Below are 18,504 nucleotides of genomic sequence, written 5' to 3'. Positions count from 1 at the left end.
TTAGGCCTTGCGTGCTTCCAGTGCGGAGATCAGCTGCGGCACAACCTTGAAGACGTCTCCAACCACGCCGAAGTCGGCGATCTCGAAGATCGGGGCATCCGCGTCCTTGTTGATCGCGACGATGGTCTTGGCGGTTTGCATGCCGGCCTTGTGCTGGATTGCCCCGGAGATGCCCAGAGCAACGTAGAGCTGCGGGGAAACTGCAACACCGGTCTGCCCCACCTGGGCGGCATGCTCGATGTAGCCGGCATCCACTGCGGCACGCGAAGCACCCACGGCCGCACCCAATGCGTCAGCCAGCTGGTGGACCAGATCGAACTGCTCGGCGCTGCCCAGGCCGCGGCCTCCGGAAACCACGTGGGTAGCCGAACGCAGCTCGGGGCGCGTCGAAGTCGTCTGGGCGGCTACAAGTTCCTTGACTTCGACCTCTGGCTTGCCGCTTGGCGCAACCTCAAGCGCGGTGCTGTTCGCCGGCTGGGCTTCGGCGCGTTCCTCGATGCTTCCCACGCGCACGGTGATTACCGGTGCTCCGAAAGTCGGGGCGCTGTGCGTTGAGTAGGCTCCGCCGTAGATCGAGTGGGTGGCGATGATGCCTTGATCATCGCGTGAAACTTCGAGCGCGTCGACGCTCAATGCCAGTTTGCTGCGCACCGCAAAGCGTGCTGCCACTTCGCGGGAGGTCAGCGAGTGGCCCAGCAAAACGGCCTGTGGCTGAACCTGCGCGAAAGCGGCCTGAAGCGCATCCGCCAGCGGTGCGGTTTGCACCGGGGAATCCACGGCGGCGGTCAGGACCTGGGCGGCCCCTGCCTCGCTAGCTTGGGCGGCGAGTGCTTCCAGCGCGTCCGAAGAGCCGGTGACCAGCGCGACCGGCGTGCCGACGCCAGCTGCGGCACCTAGGAGTTCGGCGTGGTTCTTCGCCAGCGTGCCGGCTGCCGTGGTTTCGAGGAAGACAAGAATTGAGTCAGTAGCAAAAGTAGTCATGGTCGTCTTTCCGCTCACGCCAGGTTGTTCTTGATCAGGAATTCGGCCAGTGCGTTCCCGGCCTCGCCGTCATCGGTCACGACCGTTCCGGCGGTGCGCGCCGGGCGCTGCGCCACCGAAACCATGATGGAACGCGCGGTATCAGCAGGCAGAGGCTCAACACCCAAGTCCGCCAGCGACAAAGTTTCAATCGGCTTCTTCTTGGCCGCCATAATGCCCTTGAAATTAGGGAAGCGCGCGTCCGGCAGCGCCTCGGCAATCGAAGCAATCGCCGGCAGCGGAGCACTGACCTTGGTGCTGGCGCCTTCGAGTTCGCGTGAACCGCTGATCGTGCCGTCGGAAATTTCTACCGAGGACAGGGAAGTCGCCGCGGGAAGATCCAGCAGCTCTGCCAGCATTACCGGCAGTACGCCTGCCGAACCATCTGTGGACATGTTGCCGGTAAGAATCAGGTCGTAGTTGCCGCGGCGCAAGGCTGCAGCCAGAACCTCGGCGGTCAGCACCAGATCGGCGCCAAGCAATTCTTCATCGCTGATGTGCACCGCGCTGGAAGCGCCCATGGCCAGGCCCTTGCGCAAAGTGGCTTGGGCCGAACCCGGTCCCATGGTCAATACGGTGATCTCCGTATCTGGATTCGCATCAGCGTGCTTGAGTGCTACTTCCAAGGTGCGCTCGCTGATTTCATCGAGCACCACTTCCGTAGCCGCTCGATCAGCCAGGCCGGTCTCCAGATTCAGGAGCCGGTCCTCTCCGGTGTCGGGGACTTCCTTGATCAGGACCGCGATCTTCATTATTTTCTCCCTCATATCGGAGTAGCTGTTGACTGGGGTTGCGCTGCTCGGAAGCCGCATTGATCCCGGGCTTTGGTGGCCAATGATTTGGACCCCGGCAAAAATACTAGGAAATCCAAGTTCATTAATAGGCCACCGCGCAGTCCTCCCAAAGTGCCGTAGGTAATGTGTCGCAGGCTACATGTCTCTTTGGTGTTCATCTTGTCGGATTTCAAGCCATTTTTCAATGAAAGCAGACAAGAAAACAGCAATTGAACAGCTCGAAGAACAAAAGGTCTTCAGTTTGGCGTGGTTAACTGCAACTGCATGCCGGCAGGTGAGTCGCATCGCGCTATTCGTCGGCTCTTCGCGGTGCACCGTAGGCTTTAAGCCAGCGATCAATTTCGGAATCAAAGGACGGCTCATGGCCAGCAAAAAGCGTCAAGGAAAAAAGAACTCAGGCGCAGGCAACCCTGCCAAGGCAGCGGCGCGTGGACGCAGCGTTTTCCGCATCCAAGCTGAAGCGCAGGTTGATGCCCTTCGCCATGATTTCACTGCTTGGGTAGCCAACCAGGTTCCAGCGTTCTCGCCTGAACAAGCAGCTCAGGCAGCGGGCATGGAGTTGGATGTCATCGGCCAGGTCGCCGGGCAGTACGCCGAAAACGCGCGCAGCTCGAACCTGTTCGACCTGGACGTAGACGTCTTCGGGCAGTCCCTTGCCGAGCATCTGGGCAACCTGCCCGAATCCCTGGCCCCGGAGCCGATCTTCACCACGTGGCTCGATTTCTTCAGCTTCGCCCAGGACCGCCAGCTCTGGGAAGGCCCTGAGGAAAATCTCGAAGCTTTGAGCGAGATGCTCGAAGATACCCTGAACGGCTTTGCCGAAGGCGATGCGGAACTGTGCGAACTGCTGCGCGCAACCAAGCTGTTCACCCAGGTCAAGGCCTACGCTGGGACGCTGGTTGAGGGCGTTGACATGGAAGACTTCAGCCCAGAAGCGCAGGAGCCGCGCGCCAAGGTCATGCAGGCCGTTGGCCTGGATGCGCAAACCTTCGACCCAGAAGGCCCGGCTCCGCTGGCCTTCAACTACATCTGGAGTGCCGGGCGCATGTCCGTTGTCGAGTCCGAGGGCTCTGTCCTGCGCACCGACCAGGATGCTTACGACCTGCTGGTTGCCGGCGAAGAGGCTGCCAGTGCGCAGCTGCTCTTCGAAATGGCCGTTGGCTGCGTGCAGGCGCACCTGAACCCGACCTTCGATGTCGCCCTGCGCGATGAGGCCCATTACCTGGTGCTGCGCAACTTGCTGGTTACCGCATCCACCGGCCGCGAAGGCGACTTGGAAGGACTGCGCCGAAACTGCGGTCCGAAGGTCTACGATGCAGTTCTTCCCGAGGCGAAGCTCGCCATGGATTCACTGGCTGACTACGGTCTGATCACCAAGGACGGCGAGCACTACAGTATTGACGAGCGCCTTGTCCCGATCATTTCCGCTGGTATCTCCGAGGTTGAAGCCTTCTTCGAAGAAGCCGAATAGCCAACGCGGATGTTGCCCGTAGCTGCATTGCGCTGCGGGCAACACCAACCTAATAGCATCTTCTCCAGCAGCAGACAGGTGATCAGCAGTGGGCAGGGAAAACAGATCGCCATTGACGTGGCTTGCCGCATCCAGTGGACTGCTCTTCGCAGCGCTGATGCTCATCGTGGATCCGCTGATCGCGGGAACCCCATGGTGGGCCGAACCTGGGCTCTGGGTGCCATTGGCTTTCCCATTGCTGCCATGGCTGGGTGTCGCCGGGGCCATGGCCTGGCTGGGCAGCGCAGCTACGAGCTGGCTGCACGCGCTGGTTTTCAGTTTCATTGTCTTGGCGGTCGGTGTAATTCCCGGCTTTTTCTGGACGCTTCTGCTCTTTGACGCCTTCCCGGATTCCGCCAGCCCGCAGATACCCGTGGCCGTTTCGCTCTGCGCCGGTGCCACGCTAATGGTGTTGGGCCCAGTTGCAGGCGGACGTGCAATTTTCAGGCATTTGGCCAAATCCCGGCCTGCCGCTGCGAATTAGACGCTGGGGTGAAAACCCCAGTTACTAGCGAGGCTGGTCATCCTGCCGCGAGGCCGCAATGGCGATCAGCTCGCGCAGCACCGCCAGATCAATGTCCTCCAGCTTCTTCACGTACACGCAACCGGCACCCTCGGTGTACTTTCCCAACTGGGGCAGCAGCGACGCTCCTTGGGGAAGGTCCTTCAAACCATAGAGTGAGAGCTGGGCCTTGCGAGGCGAGAAGCCGGTCTTGGGCCAGATGCCGGTAGTGCGCGCATTAGCAGGGGAGATGTAGGTGTAGCTGCCGTAGCCCACGATGCTCGGCCCCCACATCACCGGTTGCTCTCCGGTGGCCTCGCGGAATATCCGATCCAGCTCGTGCCCGTCAATCCGGCGTTTTTCCGGGGTGGCAGCTTCGATGAAGTCCTCAACGCTCGCGCTATTTGGAAGGGTCTTCTGACTCGTTGGCAACTGATGCCTCCTGGGGCGTTGCGGGCGATTCGGCCTGGAAAATTGCAGAAAGCTTGCGGTACTGGCCGGTGCCCATGGCTAGCAGTGCCGCTACAACCATGATCAACCCGCCGACCAAGAAGATCAAGGCGATTCCACGTGCCTGCCCCTGTCCCACCAGCCAGCCGAAGCGCTCATCTCCCTGCGTCGAGCGCATATAGGGGATGACCAGGTACTGGGCCAATGGGGCAACCAGGAAGGCGGTAATCGGAGCCGCGGCGGCTTCCATCATCTGGGCGAAGCCGAACACCCGGCCCTGGCGGCGGAAGGCGACCACCTTCTGGATCACCGTTTGCTCCGAGGCTTCCACCGCCGGGATGAGCATCATGTAGAGCCAGATCCCCAGCACATAGAGCCAGGTCCATTCCCGGATGGTGAAGACCGCTCCGAGGAATCCCATGATGGCCACCAATAAGAGCATGGTGCGGATCGGATTGGGCCCAAGCCCGAATTTGGCAATGGCCAGTCCTCCGATGATGAAGCCGGTGGAGGCCAACCCGAAGGTGATGCCCCAGGCTTCGACCGACATGATGGTCAGCCCGTAGGGGTCCATCAAAGCCATGTAGATGCCGCCGATGAAATTGTTGAACATCGAGAAGATGATCAGCGCGAACAGGCCTGGGATCGCCATGACCGTCGTGAAGCCCAGGCGCAGGTCGCTGGTCTTTGTGAGGCCTTCTTCCTTTTCTGGCTCCTGCTCGGGGATGGAAATTCCCAGAAGGTGCAGCAATGTAATCACGACCATCGCAATTGCGATGACCAGTGTCCACCCCATCCCCAGCAGGCCGATGGACAGCCCGGAAAACACGCTGGTGATGATGAAAGCGATGCCCTGGACGGTGCCGACCAGTCCGTTGGCATTGGCGTGGCGCTCCACCGGGATCAGCAGGGTGACGGTGGTGGACAGCGCGATGCCGCGCATCTGCTCAACGATCGCACCGAACAGGATGACCAGGCAGAAGATCCAGAACTGCCAGCCGCCGATATTCAAGATGTCCTCGGTGGGCAGCCAGAGGTAGATCAGCCCGGCCAGGGCAAAGGCCACCGCGGTGACCAGTGCGGAGAACACGAACACCGACTTCTTGCGGTGATTATCCACGATGGTTCCGAAAATCATGGAGAATCCGGCGATCAGCAGCATGAAGGCGCCGCCGATGATGCCGGTGGCCATGACGTTTTCGGTTTCCAGATACACCCAGAAGGTCAGCGCGAACCACAGGTAGCTGGTGGTGAGGTTTGCGACGGCGGTATTGGCCAGGATGTGCAGGAAGGAGCGCTGGCCCTGCCGCGGAACTTCGGGGTTCTGGCTGCGGGCCGCGGGAAGGTCCGGGGCTTCTTCTTCGCGCATGGGCAAGGCTGCTTCTAAAGGTGGGCGGGAGGTCGTAGCAAAAGGATACTCCGCCGAATTCATAGGCGACAGGTGTGGATTCAGATGCTTGAAAACATAGTGATCAGATGCCTAGTCCAAGCCTAGGCATAACCCTAGTGTGACCGCCCTCACTTTCTGCCAAGGTTGAATCCATGCAAACCGGCTGCAGCGGTTTTCCCCTTAAAACGAGCCTTGAATGGACGGAGCACACCACGCCATGACTGAAACCCTGAATGAGGTATCCAGCCTGCTGGATAACGCACTGGTCGACAGCCCGGAAACCGGAGAGTTCCGCGCCAATCGAAATATCTTCACCGATGAAGAGATCTTCGAGATGGAAATGAGGCACATCTGGGAGGGCAACTGGGTTTACCTGGCCCACGAGTCCCAGATCCCCAACATCGGTGACTACTACACCACCAACATCGGCCGCCAGCCGATCATCATCTCGCGCAACTAGCAGGGTGAACTGAACGCGCTGATCAATGCCTGCAGCCACCGCGGTGCCATGGTGTGCCGCCGCAAGACTGATAGCCGCACCACCTTCACCTGCCCGTTCCACGGCTGGACCTTCAACATACTCCGGCAGGCTGCTCAAGGTCAAGGACTCGCGCGGTGCCGGCTAGCCCGAGCAGTTCAACAAGGACGGCTCGCATGACCTGACCAAGGTCGCCCGCTTCGAGAATTACCGCGGCTTCCTCTTCGGCTCGCTGAAGGAAGATGTGCTGCCCCTGGAGGAGCACCTGGGCGAGGCCACCAAGATCCTCGACATGGTGGTTGACCAGTCCGAAGTAGGCTTGGAAGTGCTGCGCGGCGCCTCGACCTACACCTATGACGGCAACTGGAAGCTGCAGGCCGAAAACGGCGCCGACGGCTACCACGTCTCTGCAACCCACTGGAACTACGCCGCCACCCAGGCCCGCCGCGCCAACGGCGAATCCTCGAACGACACCAAGATCATGGACGCCGGTGGCTGGGACAAGCAGAAGGGCGGCTACTACTCGTTCGAGAACGGCCACCTGCTGCTCTGGACCGAATGGCTGGACCCGGCCAACCGTCCGCTGGCTGAAAAGCGCGACGAGCTGGTCGCCAAGCACGGCGAGGCCAGGCCGACTGGATGATCGGCATCTCCCGCAACTTGTGTCTGTACCCGAACGTGTACCTGATGGACCAGTTCGGCTCGCAGATCCGCGTCTTCCGCCCGGTCGCCGTGGACAAGACCGAGGTCACCATCTACTGCTTCGCACCGGTGGGCGAATCCGATCAGGCCCGCGCCAACCGCATCCGGAGGAGTTAGAAGCTTCTGACTGCAATTTATTTTCATTCAGCACCACCGGGAAAAGTGTTAAGCGTCGGGAACCGGATTCTGGCCGTAGCCTGCCACGCGAGTAGCTTCGATGAGGCTGCTTCCGTCGGGTCTATAGGTGGTGTGGTGGTTCTAGTGACTGAAAAAATTTGTCACTCAAGATTCAAGCTTCGCGAAGGGGCTATCCGGTTCCGGTGTCGGGAAGATCTTCATCCTGGTCGAGGCTCAGAACTCGTCGTGTTTCCGGAGTCAACCGAACTACGGGTGTTGTTTCATCTTCAGGACGCTGAGGGCAGTGATCATTGAGATGGTCAAAGTTCTCCACGTTGCTCACGCTCTCAGGAATCGTGATTGAACGCAGGCCATGCGGTGAAATCCATGTTTTGGAACCGTCAGGACAAGCAAGGACCTTCCAGCCCAGAGCGTGCTTGAACATCTGATGCTGTTTGCATAAGAGATGCGTATTCTGCCGGGTGGTGTGCCCGCCCTGCCCATACGCTTCTATATGATCAATTTCTGAGCTATCTGCCGGACGACGACATCCGGGGAAGCCGCAATGCTGGTCGCGGTGGCGCAGCAAATCCCGCAGTCCTTGGGAAGGTCGGTACCTTTTGGGTTCCACGTCAATCGCAGCCCCGGTCCAAGGGTCTGTCAGGACCCGTTGGAATGACGGAGCATCAGCTGCGATCTTTAGAGCCACGCCTAGGGGGATCGGTCCGTAGCCTTCCAATTCAGCAAGGCCGCGAGAGGGATTGGCCAGCATTTCTAAAGCAGGAATAGTGATGGAGACCCGTGGTTTCAGCGGCATCGCTTCCGTTCCGGGCCAACCATTGAGATAGACGTCCGCGAAAGCATCGGCTTCAACCTGGGCCTGGGTGCGTGAGTCCTTAGGATCAGTGATCTGGCTGGCCACGTGTTTGATGGAGTTGTTGATTGAATGGATGACATCAGCGCTGTGATGAAGTTGCAAGGTGGCCATGCCATCCTCGTCGTTCCACATCCGGACGTTGCGGGCAGCTAACGCGTTCCTCTGCCGGTTCTCCGCTGAATCGGGATTAAGGCGGTCGTGCAGGCGTCGAGCCCGTTGGTAGATGGCTTCATCCGGGGCCGTCTTCGCCATGGGCAGCAGAATTTGTTCCATGAGCGAGATCTGCTCGGGAGAGAGATCTTGGCAGAATTTGACGATATCGTGGGCCGCCTTGACGGTGATCTCGCCTGCAGCCAGAGCCGCGAGGGTGTTCTTGCAGACATGCCGCAAGCCCTTGGCATGGAACATCCGTTTGGATACCTTGCGGTTGCTCTCGCGCAGTGCGACGGAGGATTCGGCGATGAAGTTGGAGTTGATGATCTGCTCGCTGCCGCGGTCCACGCCGTAGCATGCGGCGCTTTTCGCGGCTGCTGTTTCTTCATCGGCGGAGTGCGGGTGTTCGGTCGATATCAGGTCATTGAACGATTCGCTGACGTGTTCCACTCCGTCGGCCATGATGTAGGCGATAGCGGCTTCGGTACTGCTCTGCAGCCGCTGGATTTTCTTCAGGGCCTCCAGCGCGTCGGTAGGGCCGTTAATGGGCCCGGCATCGAAAAGCTCAAGGGCGGTCTGCTTAAGCGTCCCTAAGAACGTTTGGTGTTCGCGTTCGGCCTCCTCAGCGGAAGTCCTATGCGACTCTTCACGGGTGCCCGGTGGGCGCAGTGGAAGACGGTGTTCTCCGTCGCGGTCTTCTAGATATGCAGGAATACTCATAGTTAATTTTCCTGCTAAGCACCGACGTTTTGTTCTGATTCAAGTCGAATTGTGGGTAACTCATAGAAAGTTTATTCGACCGTAATTTCAGCTGGCGCCTTGGGGTAAATCAGCGTTTCGAGTCAGGTGGCGCAGCCTGAAAGTCTAGCTGCCGGTTGGACGAAGGGGCCGTGAAGTACCGGAAAATGCGGACCAGGTTCCAATGGCCGCCATAGTAGCGAGCAGAACGCCGGCGAGGATGCTGGCAGTGTATAGCGGTGCTTCAAGGGCGAAGGCTGCACCAGCATTCCAGTCCTCAAAGGTATCGCCCACTGAATTTATGTTGCCGAAAGCAGTGAAGAAGTACGTGGGTGCTCCTAGCGCGACAATCAGGCCCCAGAGTCCGGCGGCGACCCAGCCGGGCAGCTGGAATTTCGGGGTAAGCGTCACGAGTAGCCATGAAATCGCGAGGATGATTCCAGCGCAGGCGAAGACCCAGCCGCCGCGCGAGCTGTAGCCCTGCCCCGCGGCTGACATCGCCACGATGGTTTCATCCAAAGGAATTCCGCTGGCGGCTTCCACTGCCCAGTTGTTCGCGAGCAGGGCGCCATAAACAGCGTAAGCCGCAATTATGGCGAATCCGCTGATGGCTAGAAGTTTACGCATGTCAGTAGCCTAACCTCGCGCTGGTCAACCGAGGCATTAAATGAAGCAAGCACCGCCTCACGCCCCTCGTTGCGCGTGATGCGGTGCTTCTTCTGCTTCGGATTTACTTCACTGGGTCAAGTACGAAGTCGTAGGTGACCTGCTTGCCGTTGCCCGACTCGGCTGGCTGGACGTCCAGCAGCAGTTCCGGCTTCACGGCGCTTGCGATGTCGTCATCGTTGTGCTCGTCGCCCGGGAAGTACAGCTGGGCGGTGAGCAGCTCGTGGCCCTCGGCTGAAACCTTCAGGTGCAGATGGGCTGGTCGCCATGCGTGCCAGCCGGCAGCGGCGATCAGCTGGCCGCAGGCACCGTCGGTTGGGATCTGGTACGGAGCTGGCTGCATGGTGTTGATCTGGAAGTTGCCTTCCTCGTCGGCGATGAAGGTGCCGCGCAGGTTCCACTCCGGGATGCCGGGAGCGAACTGCGAGTAGAAGCCCTCTTCGTCTGCGTGCCACAGCTCGATCTTGGCGTTCTTCAATGCAGAGCCGTCGGTCGAGCGGACCTGGCCCTGGAAGAGCAGGTTGGTGCCCTTCTCGTCTTCGCGCATCGAGATGGTGGCAGGGGAGTTCTGGGAAGGAGCTTCGGGCACGTAGTAAGGGCCTTCGATCGAGCCCTTGTTGCCTTCGCGGTGGTCGGTAGCGACCTCTTCCACCGAGTGTTCCAGCCAAACGTCCAGGAACAGTGGCCATTCGCCGTCGTCGCCGACCTTGATCAACCATGCTTTCAGGGCGTTGAACTCGTCGTAGCTCACGCGCTCTTCGAGGATGATGTCATTGGCGGCCTTGACGAGCTTGGAAGCAAGCAGGTTCACGCGTTCGGTTGAAGCATCGACCTTGGCGAGCTTGCCGGAGTTGCGGAAGCTGTCGGTGGCGGCGTTGCCGGACTTGGCTGCAGTTGCGTCTGCTGGAGTTTCGATGGTCATGGTGACTCCCCTAAATTCTGTGGTGTGACGTACGGGGATCCATAGTGTGACCCCCGCCATCTTGGGTGATTGATATTCAATGTAATGCAGTGTTCTTGATGAGTGAAATACTTATTTGCCACCAATTGACACGTTTTGAATATCAATACTTGTGGGCTGGGACACGGTCTGGCGCCGGCGCCCTGGATGCGTTCTAGACCAGCGAATTAGGGTGCTTGGCCAGTGGGGTGACCTTGATCTTCATGTATGGATACATCGGGAATCCGCTGAGGATTTCGTGCAGCTCGTCGTTGGACTCGACGTTGTACAGCGAGTGGTTCGCGTACTCGCCGACCACGCGCCAGATGCCCTGCATCTTGCCGCTGCGCTGCAGGCTCGCGGAGTATTCCTTCTCTCGAGCCTGGAAATCGGCGACCTGCTCGGCGGTCAAGTGATCTGGGAAAACAACGTCCATACGGGCAAGGAACAACATGGTGCATCTCCTTTAGTTCGAGGTGGAAAGTACGTGGTCCTGGCGGTAACGCGCCAGCTTGGATTCGTCGATCGCCGCTCCCACGCCGGGCACGGTGCGTACCGAAATGCGGCCGTTGACGATCTGCAGTGGTTCGGCCAGCAGGTCATCGGCCATGTCCAGGAAGTTGGACAGTTCGCCGGCGCGGCGGCTGGTGGCTTCGAAGGCGGCGCCGAAGGTGACGGTGGCCAGCGAGCCGACCTGGGTGTCGATCTGATTGCCCATGGTGACATCCACGCCCAGTCCGGTGCACAGGCCCAGGATCTCGGTGGCTTCGGTGAAGCCCGAACGGGCGGTCTTGATGCAGATCGCGTTGGCGCCGCCGGAGAGCAGCTCGCGCGAGGCATCGCCCGCGGTGGGCGCGGACTCGTCGGCGACGATCGGGATCGGGGAGCGTTCGACCAGACGGCGTCGGCTCATCGCTTCCTTGGCATCGCACGGCTCTTCGAGCAGGCTCAGGCCCAGGCCCTCGGTCTGGCGCAGCACCTCCATGGACTCGTTCGCGCTCCAGCCGCGGTTGGCGTCCAGGTAGAGCTCCACGTCCTCGCCCAGCCCTTCGCGCAGCACGCGACAGGCCTCGATGTCCAGGGCGAGCGGGCGGCGGCCGACCTTGAGCTTGAAGGTGGTGATGCCGTACTGCTCACCGAAGCGCAGGGCCTCGTCGAGCAGTTCCCGGGCCGGCTTGAAGCCGAGCATGTGGCTCACGCGCATCGAGTCGGTGAAGCCGCCGAGCAGCTTGTGCGCCGGGGTGCCCAGCGCCTGGCCGATGGCATCCCAGACGGCGATGTCCAGCGCGCCCTTGGCCACCTGGTTGTGGATGGTCCGATCCAGCACCTGACGGATCTTCGCGCGGTCCATGATGTCCACGCCGATCAGCTGCGGGGCGAAAACGTCCTGCACGATCGCGACGATGGACTTCTGGGTTTCGCCGTAGGTGTACGGGCGCGGTGGCGCGTCGGCGGTGCCGATCACGCCCTCATCGGTGTGCACGCGGATGAGCACGTGGTCCGCGGTGTGCACCTCGCCGCTGGCAAAGCGCAGCGGGTGGTTGTACGGAATGGCGTAGGGGATTGATTCAATCCGCTGGATTCTCAAGGGGTTCCAGCCTTTCTTCGACGGTATTTTTCGCGGGGAATAGTTCTTTGCAAAGTTCCAAGAAGTTGCGCACCAGCGCAGATTCGTTGCCCGCTCGCCAGGCGATCGCCAGATCGACGGCAGGGGCATTGCGCAGCGGCCGGAAGGTGATCCGGTTGCTGTGCGGCAGATAGTGCGTGGTCGGCAGCAGTCCGATGCCCAGTCCAGCGGCGACGAAGGTGAGCAGGGTAGAGGTCTCGCTGGCCACCTGCGCGACCCGCGGGACGAAGCCCACGCGGCGGCAGGAATCCACGATGATGCTGTTCACTGCGGAAGAAGGCGGGTAGCAGATGAACTTCTCGCCAGCCAGCTGTTCCAGGTCCAGCTCCTCGTAGGCGCACAGCGGGTGGTCCAGCGGCAGCGCCACGGCCAGGTGGTCGCGGTCCAGCAGCATGTAGTCCACCTCGGTGCCGCGCACCGGTGGGCGCAAGATGGCCAGATCCAGCCGGCCTTCGACCAGGCCTTCGACCATCTGCGGGGTGAGCATTTCGCCTTGCACATTCAGCTGCAGTCCGGGCATCTGCTGCGAGCTGCTCTCGATGAGCTTGGGCATGATGCGCGAGGTGGCGCTGCCGGTCGAGCCCAGGCGCAGCACGCCCAGGGCGCCATCGCCCACGGTACGCACGTCGCGGGAGAGCTGTTCGAGCTCTTCGAGCAGGATGCGTCCGCGGGTCAGCAGCAGCTCTCCGGCGTTGGTCAGTTCCACCTTGCGGGTGGTGCGGATCAGCAGCTGGGTATTAAGCGTCTCCTCGAGCTGCTTGATCTGCTGGGAGAGCGGAGGCTGCGCTATATGCAGGCGCGCCGCCGCGCGGCCGAAGTGGCGCTCTTCGGCGACCGCGACGAAGTAGCGGATTAGTCTGGTGTCCATGGTGCTCCGATCGTCGGACCGCGCGTCGAATGCGCAGAAGACGCTTGCTGGCAACTCTAACGCGGCAATCCAAGAGGGTGAAATACTTATTCTGGGTCGATTGAGAGTCTACAAGTATGAATGAGATCGCGGCTATGAACCCGAGTCTCTAACGTTCTTGCGGCGTGCATTAATTCAGCAAAGGCGGGCTGGAGGAGAAAAGCTTGCTGTACCTTACGGAGCTGTCCGCCGAATTAAGCGACCGGTTGCAGTCCTGGCGGCGCACGTCGCGCCGTTGCTTGGCAGCGGGTCAGTCCACGGCTAGTGTGTGAATGTGGCGCTGGACACACTTTTTATGCCCGCGCAGATTCCGACGAAGCGATCCACGAAGGGGTGCGCAGATGAAGGCTTATGCCAAGGGCGAGAGTGAACCGCGACTGCTGGAAGAGACCATTGGCTCCAACTTCGAAAGCACCGTAGCCAGCTTCGGCCCGGCAGAAGCCCTGGTCGAATCAGCCACCGGACGGCGCTGGAGCTGGAACGAGCTGGACGCGCAGATCAATCGCCTGGCCAAGGGCCTGCTGGCCGCAGGATTGCAGCCCGGAGACCGGGTAGGCATCTGGGCACCGAACTGCGCAGAATGGGTTTTTACCCAGTACGCCACCGCCAAAATCGGCGTCATCCTGGTCAATGTCAACCCGGCCTACCGCACCCACGAATACGCCTATGCGGTCAACCACAGCCAGATGCGCCTGCTGCTGGCAGTCACCGAATTCAAGACCAGCAACTACCGGGCGATGATCGAGCAAACGCGCACCGATACCCCCGGCCTGGAGCGCGTGGCCTACGTGGACACCGATGACTATGCGCAGCTGCTGGCCGAAGGCGAGCGGATCAGCGATGAGGCGCTGGCCCGGCGCTTGGCTGCCACCAAGCCGGAAGACCCGATCAACATCCAGTACACCTCGGGCACCACCGGCTACCCCAAGGGCGCGGTGCTCAGCCACCGCAACATCCTGAACAACGGCTACCAGGTCACCGGCATGATCGACCTGGACGAGCATGACCGGCTGTGCATCCCGGTCCCGTTCTACCACTGCTTCGGCATGGTCATGGGCAACTTGGGCTGCACCAGCCGCGGAACCACGATCGTCATCCCGGCCCCGGGCTTCGACGCCGAAACCACGCTACGCGTGGTGGCAGAGGAGCACTGCACGGGCTTGTATGGGGTGCCCACGATGTTCATCGCCATGCAGAACCACCCGAATTTCAAGGACTACGACCTCTCCGCGCTGCGCACCGGCATCATGGCCGGATCCATCTGCCCCGTGGAGGTGATGCGCCGCTGCGTCGAGGAGATGGGCATGAGTGCGGTGTCCATCGCCTACGGGATGACCGAAACCTCCCCGGTTTCCTGCCAGACCCGCAGCGATGACGATCTCGAGCGCCGCACCTCCACCATCGGCCGGGTGCACCCGCATGTGGAGATCAAGGTGGTGGATCCGGTCAGCGGCGAAACCCTGGAACGCGGGGAAACCGGCGAATACTGCACCCGCGGCTATTCGGTGATGCTCGGCTACTGGAACGATGAGGAGAAGACCCGAGCGGCCATCGACGACGAGGGCTGGATGCACACCGGGGATTTGGCGGTGATGCGCGAGGACGGCTACTGCACCATCGTCGGGCGCATCAAGGACATGGTGATCCGCGGCGGCGAAAATATCTACCCCGCGGAAATCGAGGAATTCCTCTATAAGCACCCTGATATCGAGGATGTTTCTGTCATCGGCGTGCCCGATTCAAAATTCGGAGAAGTGGTCTGCGCCTGCATCCGCATGAAGGCCGGGCGCCAGCCGCTCACCGTGGATGCGATCCGCGAATATTCCGCCGGGCAGCTGGCGCATTACAAGGTCCCGGCCTACGTGCGGATCCTGGAAGAATTCCCCACCACGGTGACCGGCAAAATCCGCAAGAACCAGTTGCGCGAGGATGCAGCTAGGTCGCTGTAGCTCCAGACCGGCATTGGCAATCCCGTGGGCTAGTTGTATTAACCACGGACGTTAGGAACATGCGGCGTGGCTGAGTGACAAAAAGAAGACCTCCGAGTGAAGTGGTGTTTGCGACAACATCTACGACATCCCGGAGGTCTTCATGTCCCATTCTAATGCCATCCTTGCGCCCAAAGGCCGGTTGCTGCTGGCACGGTGCATCGTGGAAGACCGCTGGCCACTGCGCCGCGCCGCCGAGCGGTTCCAAGTCTCCGTGTCCACCGCCTCCCGCTGGGCTTCCCGCTACCGGGTGCAAGGCGAGGCAGGGATGCAGGACCGCTCCAGCCGGCCACACCATTCACCGCGCCGCACCAGCGTGCGCACCGAACGGCGGATCATCGCAGTGCGCGTAAACCGCAGATGGGGACCGGCCCAGATCGCTTTCCTGCTGGGACTGCACCCCTCCACCGTGCACAAGGTCCTCTCCCGGGTAGGGCTCTCCAGGCTGGCATGGCAGGACCGTGCCACCGGACAGGTCATCCGCCGTTACGAGCACGAGGCACCCGGGGACCTGATCCACGTGGACATCAAGAAACTCGGACGAATCCCTGACGGTGGCGGGCACCGGGTCATGGACCGGGCCGCGGGGCGGCGCAACAAGACCAAGACACCCCAGGACCGCCGTCCGGGCTACGCGTACCTGCACAACGCCGTGGATGACTACTCGCCGCTGGCCTACACCGAAATCCTCTCAGATGATCAGAAGGAAACCGCCGCAGGATTCTGGGAACGGGCCAACGCCTACTTCCAAGGTGCAGGGATCACCGTGAAACGCGTACTCACAGATAACGGATCCTGCTACCGCTCGCATACCTTGGCCGACGCGCTGGGTCCGGAGGTCAAGCATAAGCGCACCCGGCCCTACCGGCCGCAAACCAATGGCAAGGTCGAGCGGTTCAATCGCACCATGATCGAGGAGTGGGCTTATGCCCGGCCTTACCGTTCTGAGGCCGAGGGGGTGGCTGCATTCCCGCAGTGGTTAGACTATTACAACCACCGTCGTGGACATGCTTCGCTGAAGGGTCTGGCGCCAGCGGACCGTGTTCCTAACCTCCGTGGCTAATACACCTAGGACAGCTTGCCGCCCAAGCGGTCCTGCATCTTCTGGCTGGCTTCATTCAAGCCGCGGATTTCCACGGATTTTCCGTACTTCTCGTACTTGATGCGGATCGAATCCAGCGCCGCAACGGTTGAGGCGTCCCAGAGGTGCGAATCGGACATGTCGATCACAACGCGCTCGGGATCCTGCGCGTAGTCGAACTGGGTGTACAGATCGTTGGAGGAGGCGAAGAACAACTCGCCGTTGACCTTGTAGATCATCGTTTCGCCCTCGGGGGTCCGTTCCACGGTGACCAGATGGGCCACGCGATTGGCGAAGAGCACCATGGCCGAAAGGATGCCCGCGCCCACGCCGATGGCCAGATTGCTGGTGATCACAGTCAGCAGCACGGTGATGGCCATGACGAAGGTTTCGCTCTTGGGCATCATCTTCAGCGTGCTCGGTCGGATGGAGTGCCAATCGAAGGTCGTCGCCGAAACCACGATCATCACCGCGACCAGCGCGGCCATCGGAATCTGCGCGACGATGTCGCCGAGCAGCACCGCCAGCAGCAGCATGAAGATGCCGGCGAAGGCGGTGGAGATGCGGGTGCGCCCGCCGGAGACCTTCACTCCCACCATGGTCTGGCCGATCATCGCGCAGCCGCAGATGCCGCCGAAGAATCCGGTGACGATGTTCGCGGTGCCCTGCGCCCAGGACTCGCGGGTCTTGCTCGAAGGGGTATCGGTGATGTCATCGACCAGTTTGGCGGTCAGCAGCGATTCGAGCAGGCCCACGAAGGCCACGGCGATCGCGTAGGGTGCGATGATCTTGAGGGTTTGCAGATCCAGCGGCACGCCGGGTAGGTGGAAGAGCGGCAGCGAATCGGGCAGTTCGCCCTTCTCTCCCACGGTGGGAACGGCAACCTTGGCGAAGATGGTGATCGCGGTGAGCACCACGATGGCGATCAGCGGGGCTGGCACCGCCTTGGTGATCTTCGGGAAGAAGCAGACGATGGCCACGCCGAGGATCACCAGCGGATAGACCATCCACGGCACGTTGCGCAGCTCGGGCATCTGCGCCCAGAAGATCGAGATGGCCAGGCCGTTGACGAAGCCGATCATCACCTGGCGCGGGATGAAGCGCAGCAGCTTGGCCACGCCCAGCAGCGCCAGACTCACCTGGATGACGCCGGCCAGGACCACGGTAGCGAAGAGGTACTCCACGCCGTGGGCGCGCACCAGCGGGGCGACTACCAGGGCCACCGCGCCAGCTGCCGCCGAAATCATCGCCGGTCGCCCGCCGGTAATGGCGATAACCACGGACATCGTGAACGAGGCGAAGATGCCCACGCGCGGATCCACGCCGGCGATCACGGTGAAGGCGATGACCTCGGGGATCAGCGCCAGGGAGACCACCAGGCCGGCAAGCAGCTCGGTTTTGAGCAGCCGCGGGGACTTCAGGGTGCGCAGCACCGACTGTCGTTGCAGGGGTGTCAGTTCAGCGATCGCGGCACTCACCGGGGCTCCGTTTCGTCAGGTATCCCAGGGAAAGAAAAGTGGGAACCCGTCTACGTTATCGCACCTACGCCCAATCGGGCTCAGGGCTGCAGATCGGACGCAGGCGCTGACCGTCATTCGGGAGGTACGCGCTCGCCGGTAGGCAGAAGAGGAGATTGGTCAGTGGCCAGTGTCCAGAAGCTCTCCGACGCCGCGAAGGTTGATTTCACCGACGGTGACTCTGTGCAGATATTGATCTGGTGCTTCTTGTTCAGCGCTGTCCCAACTGCAATACAGGGCCGTAGGCTGCGGAGACTCCATGATCCCGAAGACTGGATTCCCATCGACATCCTCGTCGTACGGCAACAAAGTAGTGTGCGTGAGATACAGAATGCTGCCTGTTGCCACGTCCATGCCTTCAGCGTTCTTCACCGTTCGGGCTTCCCAGCTGACTTCAGTTTCCGGGTAATTTTCCTGGATCTCAAAGCATTCACGCTCACTGGCCACGACCGCAATTATTGGCTCTATTTGTTCCAGCTCTGGAAATGGGCTGGGTTGTTTGCCATAGACAACGTAGACCGACAGTTCCTCTGCATATTTCGGGCTAAGGCGATTCTTGATGCTTGGCAGGATGCTGCTCAGAGGCGGCATGGATCCCCCATTCTGTACAGGAACATACGCACCAGCATAGTAAGTCGCGCCATTTTAAATTAGAAATCCCGGCGAATTGCTTCGCCGGGATTTCTCGATCATCACTCGCACCTTCATGAGGTACTTACAAATATAGGAGGCAAAGCTATGCCGGTGCTGAGCGCCGACTGCAGATTTGGGGAGGATCGTGCTGCCGTTTGCCTCCAGGAAGAGTTCCTTGTCGTGAGTCGCAGGTCGCAGGGTGCCGGAAATAATTTCAACGGCCCTCGTGCAGTTCGCGGTTTCGAGAATTGCCGGAAGCAGGCAAATGGTTTTGGATACAGGAACTGGCACTGTCGCAAGACCGACAGTGCCAGTTTCCGCGTCATCACTCGCACCTTCATGAGGTACTTATAACTCTAGAGCGGCAGTCTGTGGATGCTATAAGCATGCACTGCGCGTAGGCCATGCATCGGG

Annotated in this window: 20 protein-coding genes; 8 read left to right on the top strand and 12 right to left on the bottom strand. The window is 60.8% G+C overall.

The window, feature by feature from the left end; genetic code table 11:
* Together AARI_RS17715 and AARI_RS17710 are read right to left on the bottom strand one after the other, a co-directional pair.
* Positions 1 to 981, bottom strand: coding sequence for an electron transfer flavoprotein subunit alpha/FixB family protein (locus AARI_RS17715; protein WP_041649166.1), 981 nt, complete (start codon positions 979 to 981; stop codon positions 1 to 3).
* 14 nt (positions 982 to 995) lie between these two features.
* Positions 996 to 1,772 (bottom strand): electron transfer flavoprotein subunit beta/FixA family protein, encoded by a 777-nt coding sequence (locus AARI_RS17710; protein ID WP_013350608.1) that lies wholly within the window; start codon positions 1,770 to 1,772, stop codon positions 996 to 998.
* A gap of 403 nt (positions 1,773 to 2,175) precedes the next feature.
* On the opposite strand from AARI_RS17710, the gene AARI_RS17705 reads away from it, so the two are divergent.
* Together AARI_RS17705 and AARI_RS17700 are read left to right on the top strand one after the other, a co-directional pair.
* Positions 2,176 to 3,285, top strand: a complete 1,110-nt coding sequence (locus AARI_RS17705; RefSeq protein WP_013350607.1) for a hypothetical protein — start codon at positions 2,176 to 2,178, stop codon at positions 3,283 to 3,285.
* Between the two features lie 112 nt (positions 3,286 to 3,397).
* The gene (locus AARI_RS17700) at positions 3,398 to 3,808 is read left to right on the top strand and encodes a hypothetical protein (RefSeq protein ID WP_013350606.1); all 411 of its coding nucleotides are present in this window, start codon (positions 3,398 to 3,400) and stop codon (positions 3,806 to 3,808) included.
* A 24-nt stretch (positions 3,809 to 3,832) separates the two neighbouring features.
* Here the strand turns inward: AARI_RS17700 and AARI_RS17695 are convergent, their stop codons facing one another.
* A complete protein-coding gene (locus tag AARI_RS17695; protein ID WP_041649164.1) occupies positions 3,833 to 4,258 on the bottom strand; it encodes a DUF1801 domain-containing protein in 426 nt (141 codons plus the stop codon).
* Entirely contained in the window at positions 4,227 to 5,645 is a 1,419-nt protein-coding gene (locus AARI_RS17690; RefSeq protein WP_013350605.1) for an MFS transporter, read from the bottom strand. Before AARI_RS17690 ends, AARI_RS17695 begins: the two co-directional genes overlap by 32 nt.
* A 238-nt stretch (positions 5,646 to 5,883) precedes the next feature.
* Here AARI_RS17690 and AARI_RS20330 point away from each other — a divergent pair, with 238 nt between their 5' ends.
* From AARI_RS20330 to AARI_RS20315, 4 genes are all read left to right on the top strand, one after another.
* Entirely contained in the window at positions 5,884 to 6,126 is a 243-nt protein-coding gene (locus AARI_RS20330) for a Rieske (2Fe-2S) protein (RefSeq protein ID WP_269446604.1), read from the top strand.
* A 9-nt stretch (positions 6,127 to 6,135) separates the two neighbouring features.
* Complete coding sequence (locus tag AARI_RS20325; protein ID WP_269446622.1) at positions 6,136 to 6,324, top strand: Rieske 2Fe-2S domain-containing protein; 189 nt, start codon at positions 6,136 to 6,138, stop codon at positions 6,322 to 6,324.
* 64 nt (positions 6,325 to 6,388) lie between these two features.
* Complete coding sequence (locus AARI_RS20320; RefSeq protein ID WP_269446603.1) at positions 6,389 to 6,787, top strand: SRPBCC family protein; 399 nt, start codon at positions 6,389 to 6,391, stop codon at positions 6,785 to 6,787.
* Positions 6,784 to 6,963, top strand: coding sequence for an SRPBCC family protein (locus AARI_RS20315; protein ID WP_269446602.1), 180 nt, complete (start codon positions 6,784 to 6,786; stop codon positions 6,961 to 6,963). The genes AARI_RS20320 and AARI_RS20315 overlap by 4 nt, the downstream gene beginning before the upstream one ends.
* Positions 6,964 to 7,153: 190 nt before the next feature.
* On the opposite strand, the gene AARI_RS17680 is transcribed toward AARI_RS20315, so the two are convergent.
* The 6 genes from AARI_RS17680 to AARI_RS17655 form a co-directional block, all read right to left on the bottom strand.
* Entirely contained in the window at positions 7,154 to 8,713 is a 1,560-nt protein-coding gene (locus AARI_RS17680) for an HNH endonuclease signature motif containing protein (RefSeq protein ID WP_013350604.1), read from the bottom strand.
* A 144-nt stretch (positions 8,714 to 8,857) separates the two neighbouring features.
* Entirely contained in the window at positions 8,858 to 9,358 is a 501-nt protein-coding gene (locus tag AARI_RS17675; protein WP_013350603.1) for a hypothetical protein, read from the bottom strand.
* Positions 9,359 to 9,461: 103 nt separating this feature from the next.
* Positions 9,462 to 10,319 (bottom strand): catechol 1,2-dioxygenase, encoded by an 858-nt coding sequence (catA, locus tag AARI_RS17670; protein WP_013350602.1) that lies wholly within the window; start codon positions 10,317 to 10,319, stop codon positions 9,462 to 9,464.
* 193 nt (positions 10,320 to 10,512) lie between these two features.
* A complete protein-coding gene (catC, locus tag AARI_RS17665) occupies positions 10,513 to 10,791 on the bottom strand; it encodes a muconolactone Delta-isomerase (protein WP_013350601.1) in 279 nt (92 codons plus the stop codon).
* A gap of 12 nt (positions 10,792 to 10,803) precedes the next feature.
* Positions 10,804 to 11,925, bottom strand: coding sequence for an enolase C-terminal domain-like protein (locus tag AARI_RS17660; protein ID WP_013350600.1), 1,122 nt, complete (start codon positions 11,923 to 11,925; stop codon positions 10,804 to 10,806).
* Entirely contained in the window at positions 11,906 to 12,832 is a 927-nt protein-coding gene (locus AARI_RS17655) for a LysR substrate-binding domain-containing protein (protein ID WP_013350599.1), read from the bottom strand. The genes AARI_RS17660 and AARI_RS17655 overlap by 20 nt, the downstream gene beginning before the upstream one ends.
* A gap of 380 nt (positions 12,833 to 13,212) precedes the next feature.
* Between AARI_RS17655 and AARI_RS17650 the strand changes: the two genes are divergently transcribed.
* Both AARI_RS17650 and AARI_RS17645 read left to right on the top strand, forming a co-directional pair.
* Positions 13,213 to 14,820: an AMP-binding protein gene (locus tag AARI_RS17650; protein WP_013350598.1), complete on the top strand. Its 1,608-nt coding sequence runs from the start codon at positions 13,213 to 13,215 to the stop codon at positions 14,818 to 14,820.
* A 142-nt stretch (positions 14,821 to 14,962) separates the two neighbouring features.
* Entirely contained in the window at positions 14,963 to 15,922 is a 960-nt protein-coding gene (locus tag AARI_RS17645; RefSeq protein ID WP_013350597.1) for an IS481-like element ISAar35 family transposase, read from the top strand.
* A 5-nt stretch (positions 15,923 to 15,927) separates the two neighbouring features.
* Here AARI_RS17645 and AARI_RS17640 read toward each other — a convergent pair whose 3' ends face one another.
* Positions 15,928 to 17,418: a SulP family inorganic anion transporter gene (locus AARI_RS17640; protein WP_013350596.1), complete on the bottom strand. Its 1,491-nt coding sequence runs from the start codon at positions 17,416 to 17,418 to the stop codon at positions 15,928 to 15,930.
* 159 nt (positions 17,419 to 17,577) lie between these two features.
* Positions 17,578 to 18,048, bottom strand: coding sequence for a hypothetical protein (locus AARI_RS19460; RefSeq protein WP_013350595.1), 471 nt, complete (start codon positions 18,046 to 18,048; stop codon positions 17,578 to 17,580).
* Between the last annotated feature and the right edge of the window lie 456 nt (positions 18,049 to 18,504).

The organism is Glutamicibacter arilaitensis Re117, assembly GCF_000197735.1.
Taxonomy (GTDB): Bacteria; Actinomycetota; Actinomycetes; order Actinomycetales; family Micrococcaceae; genus Glutamicibacter; species Glutamicibacter arilaitensis.
The sequence above is the reverse complement of the archived record's forward strand: the minus strand, read 5'-3'. Positions and strand labels throughout refer to the sequence as shown.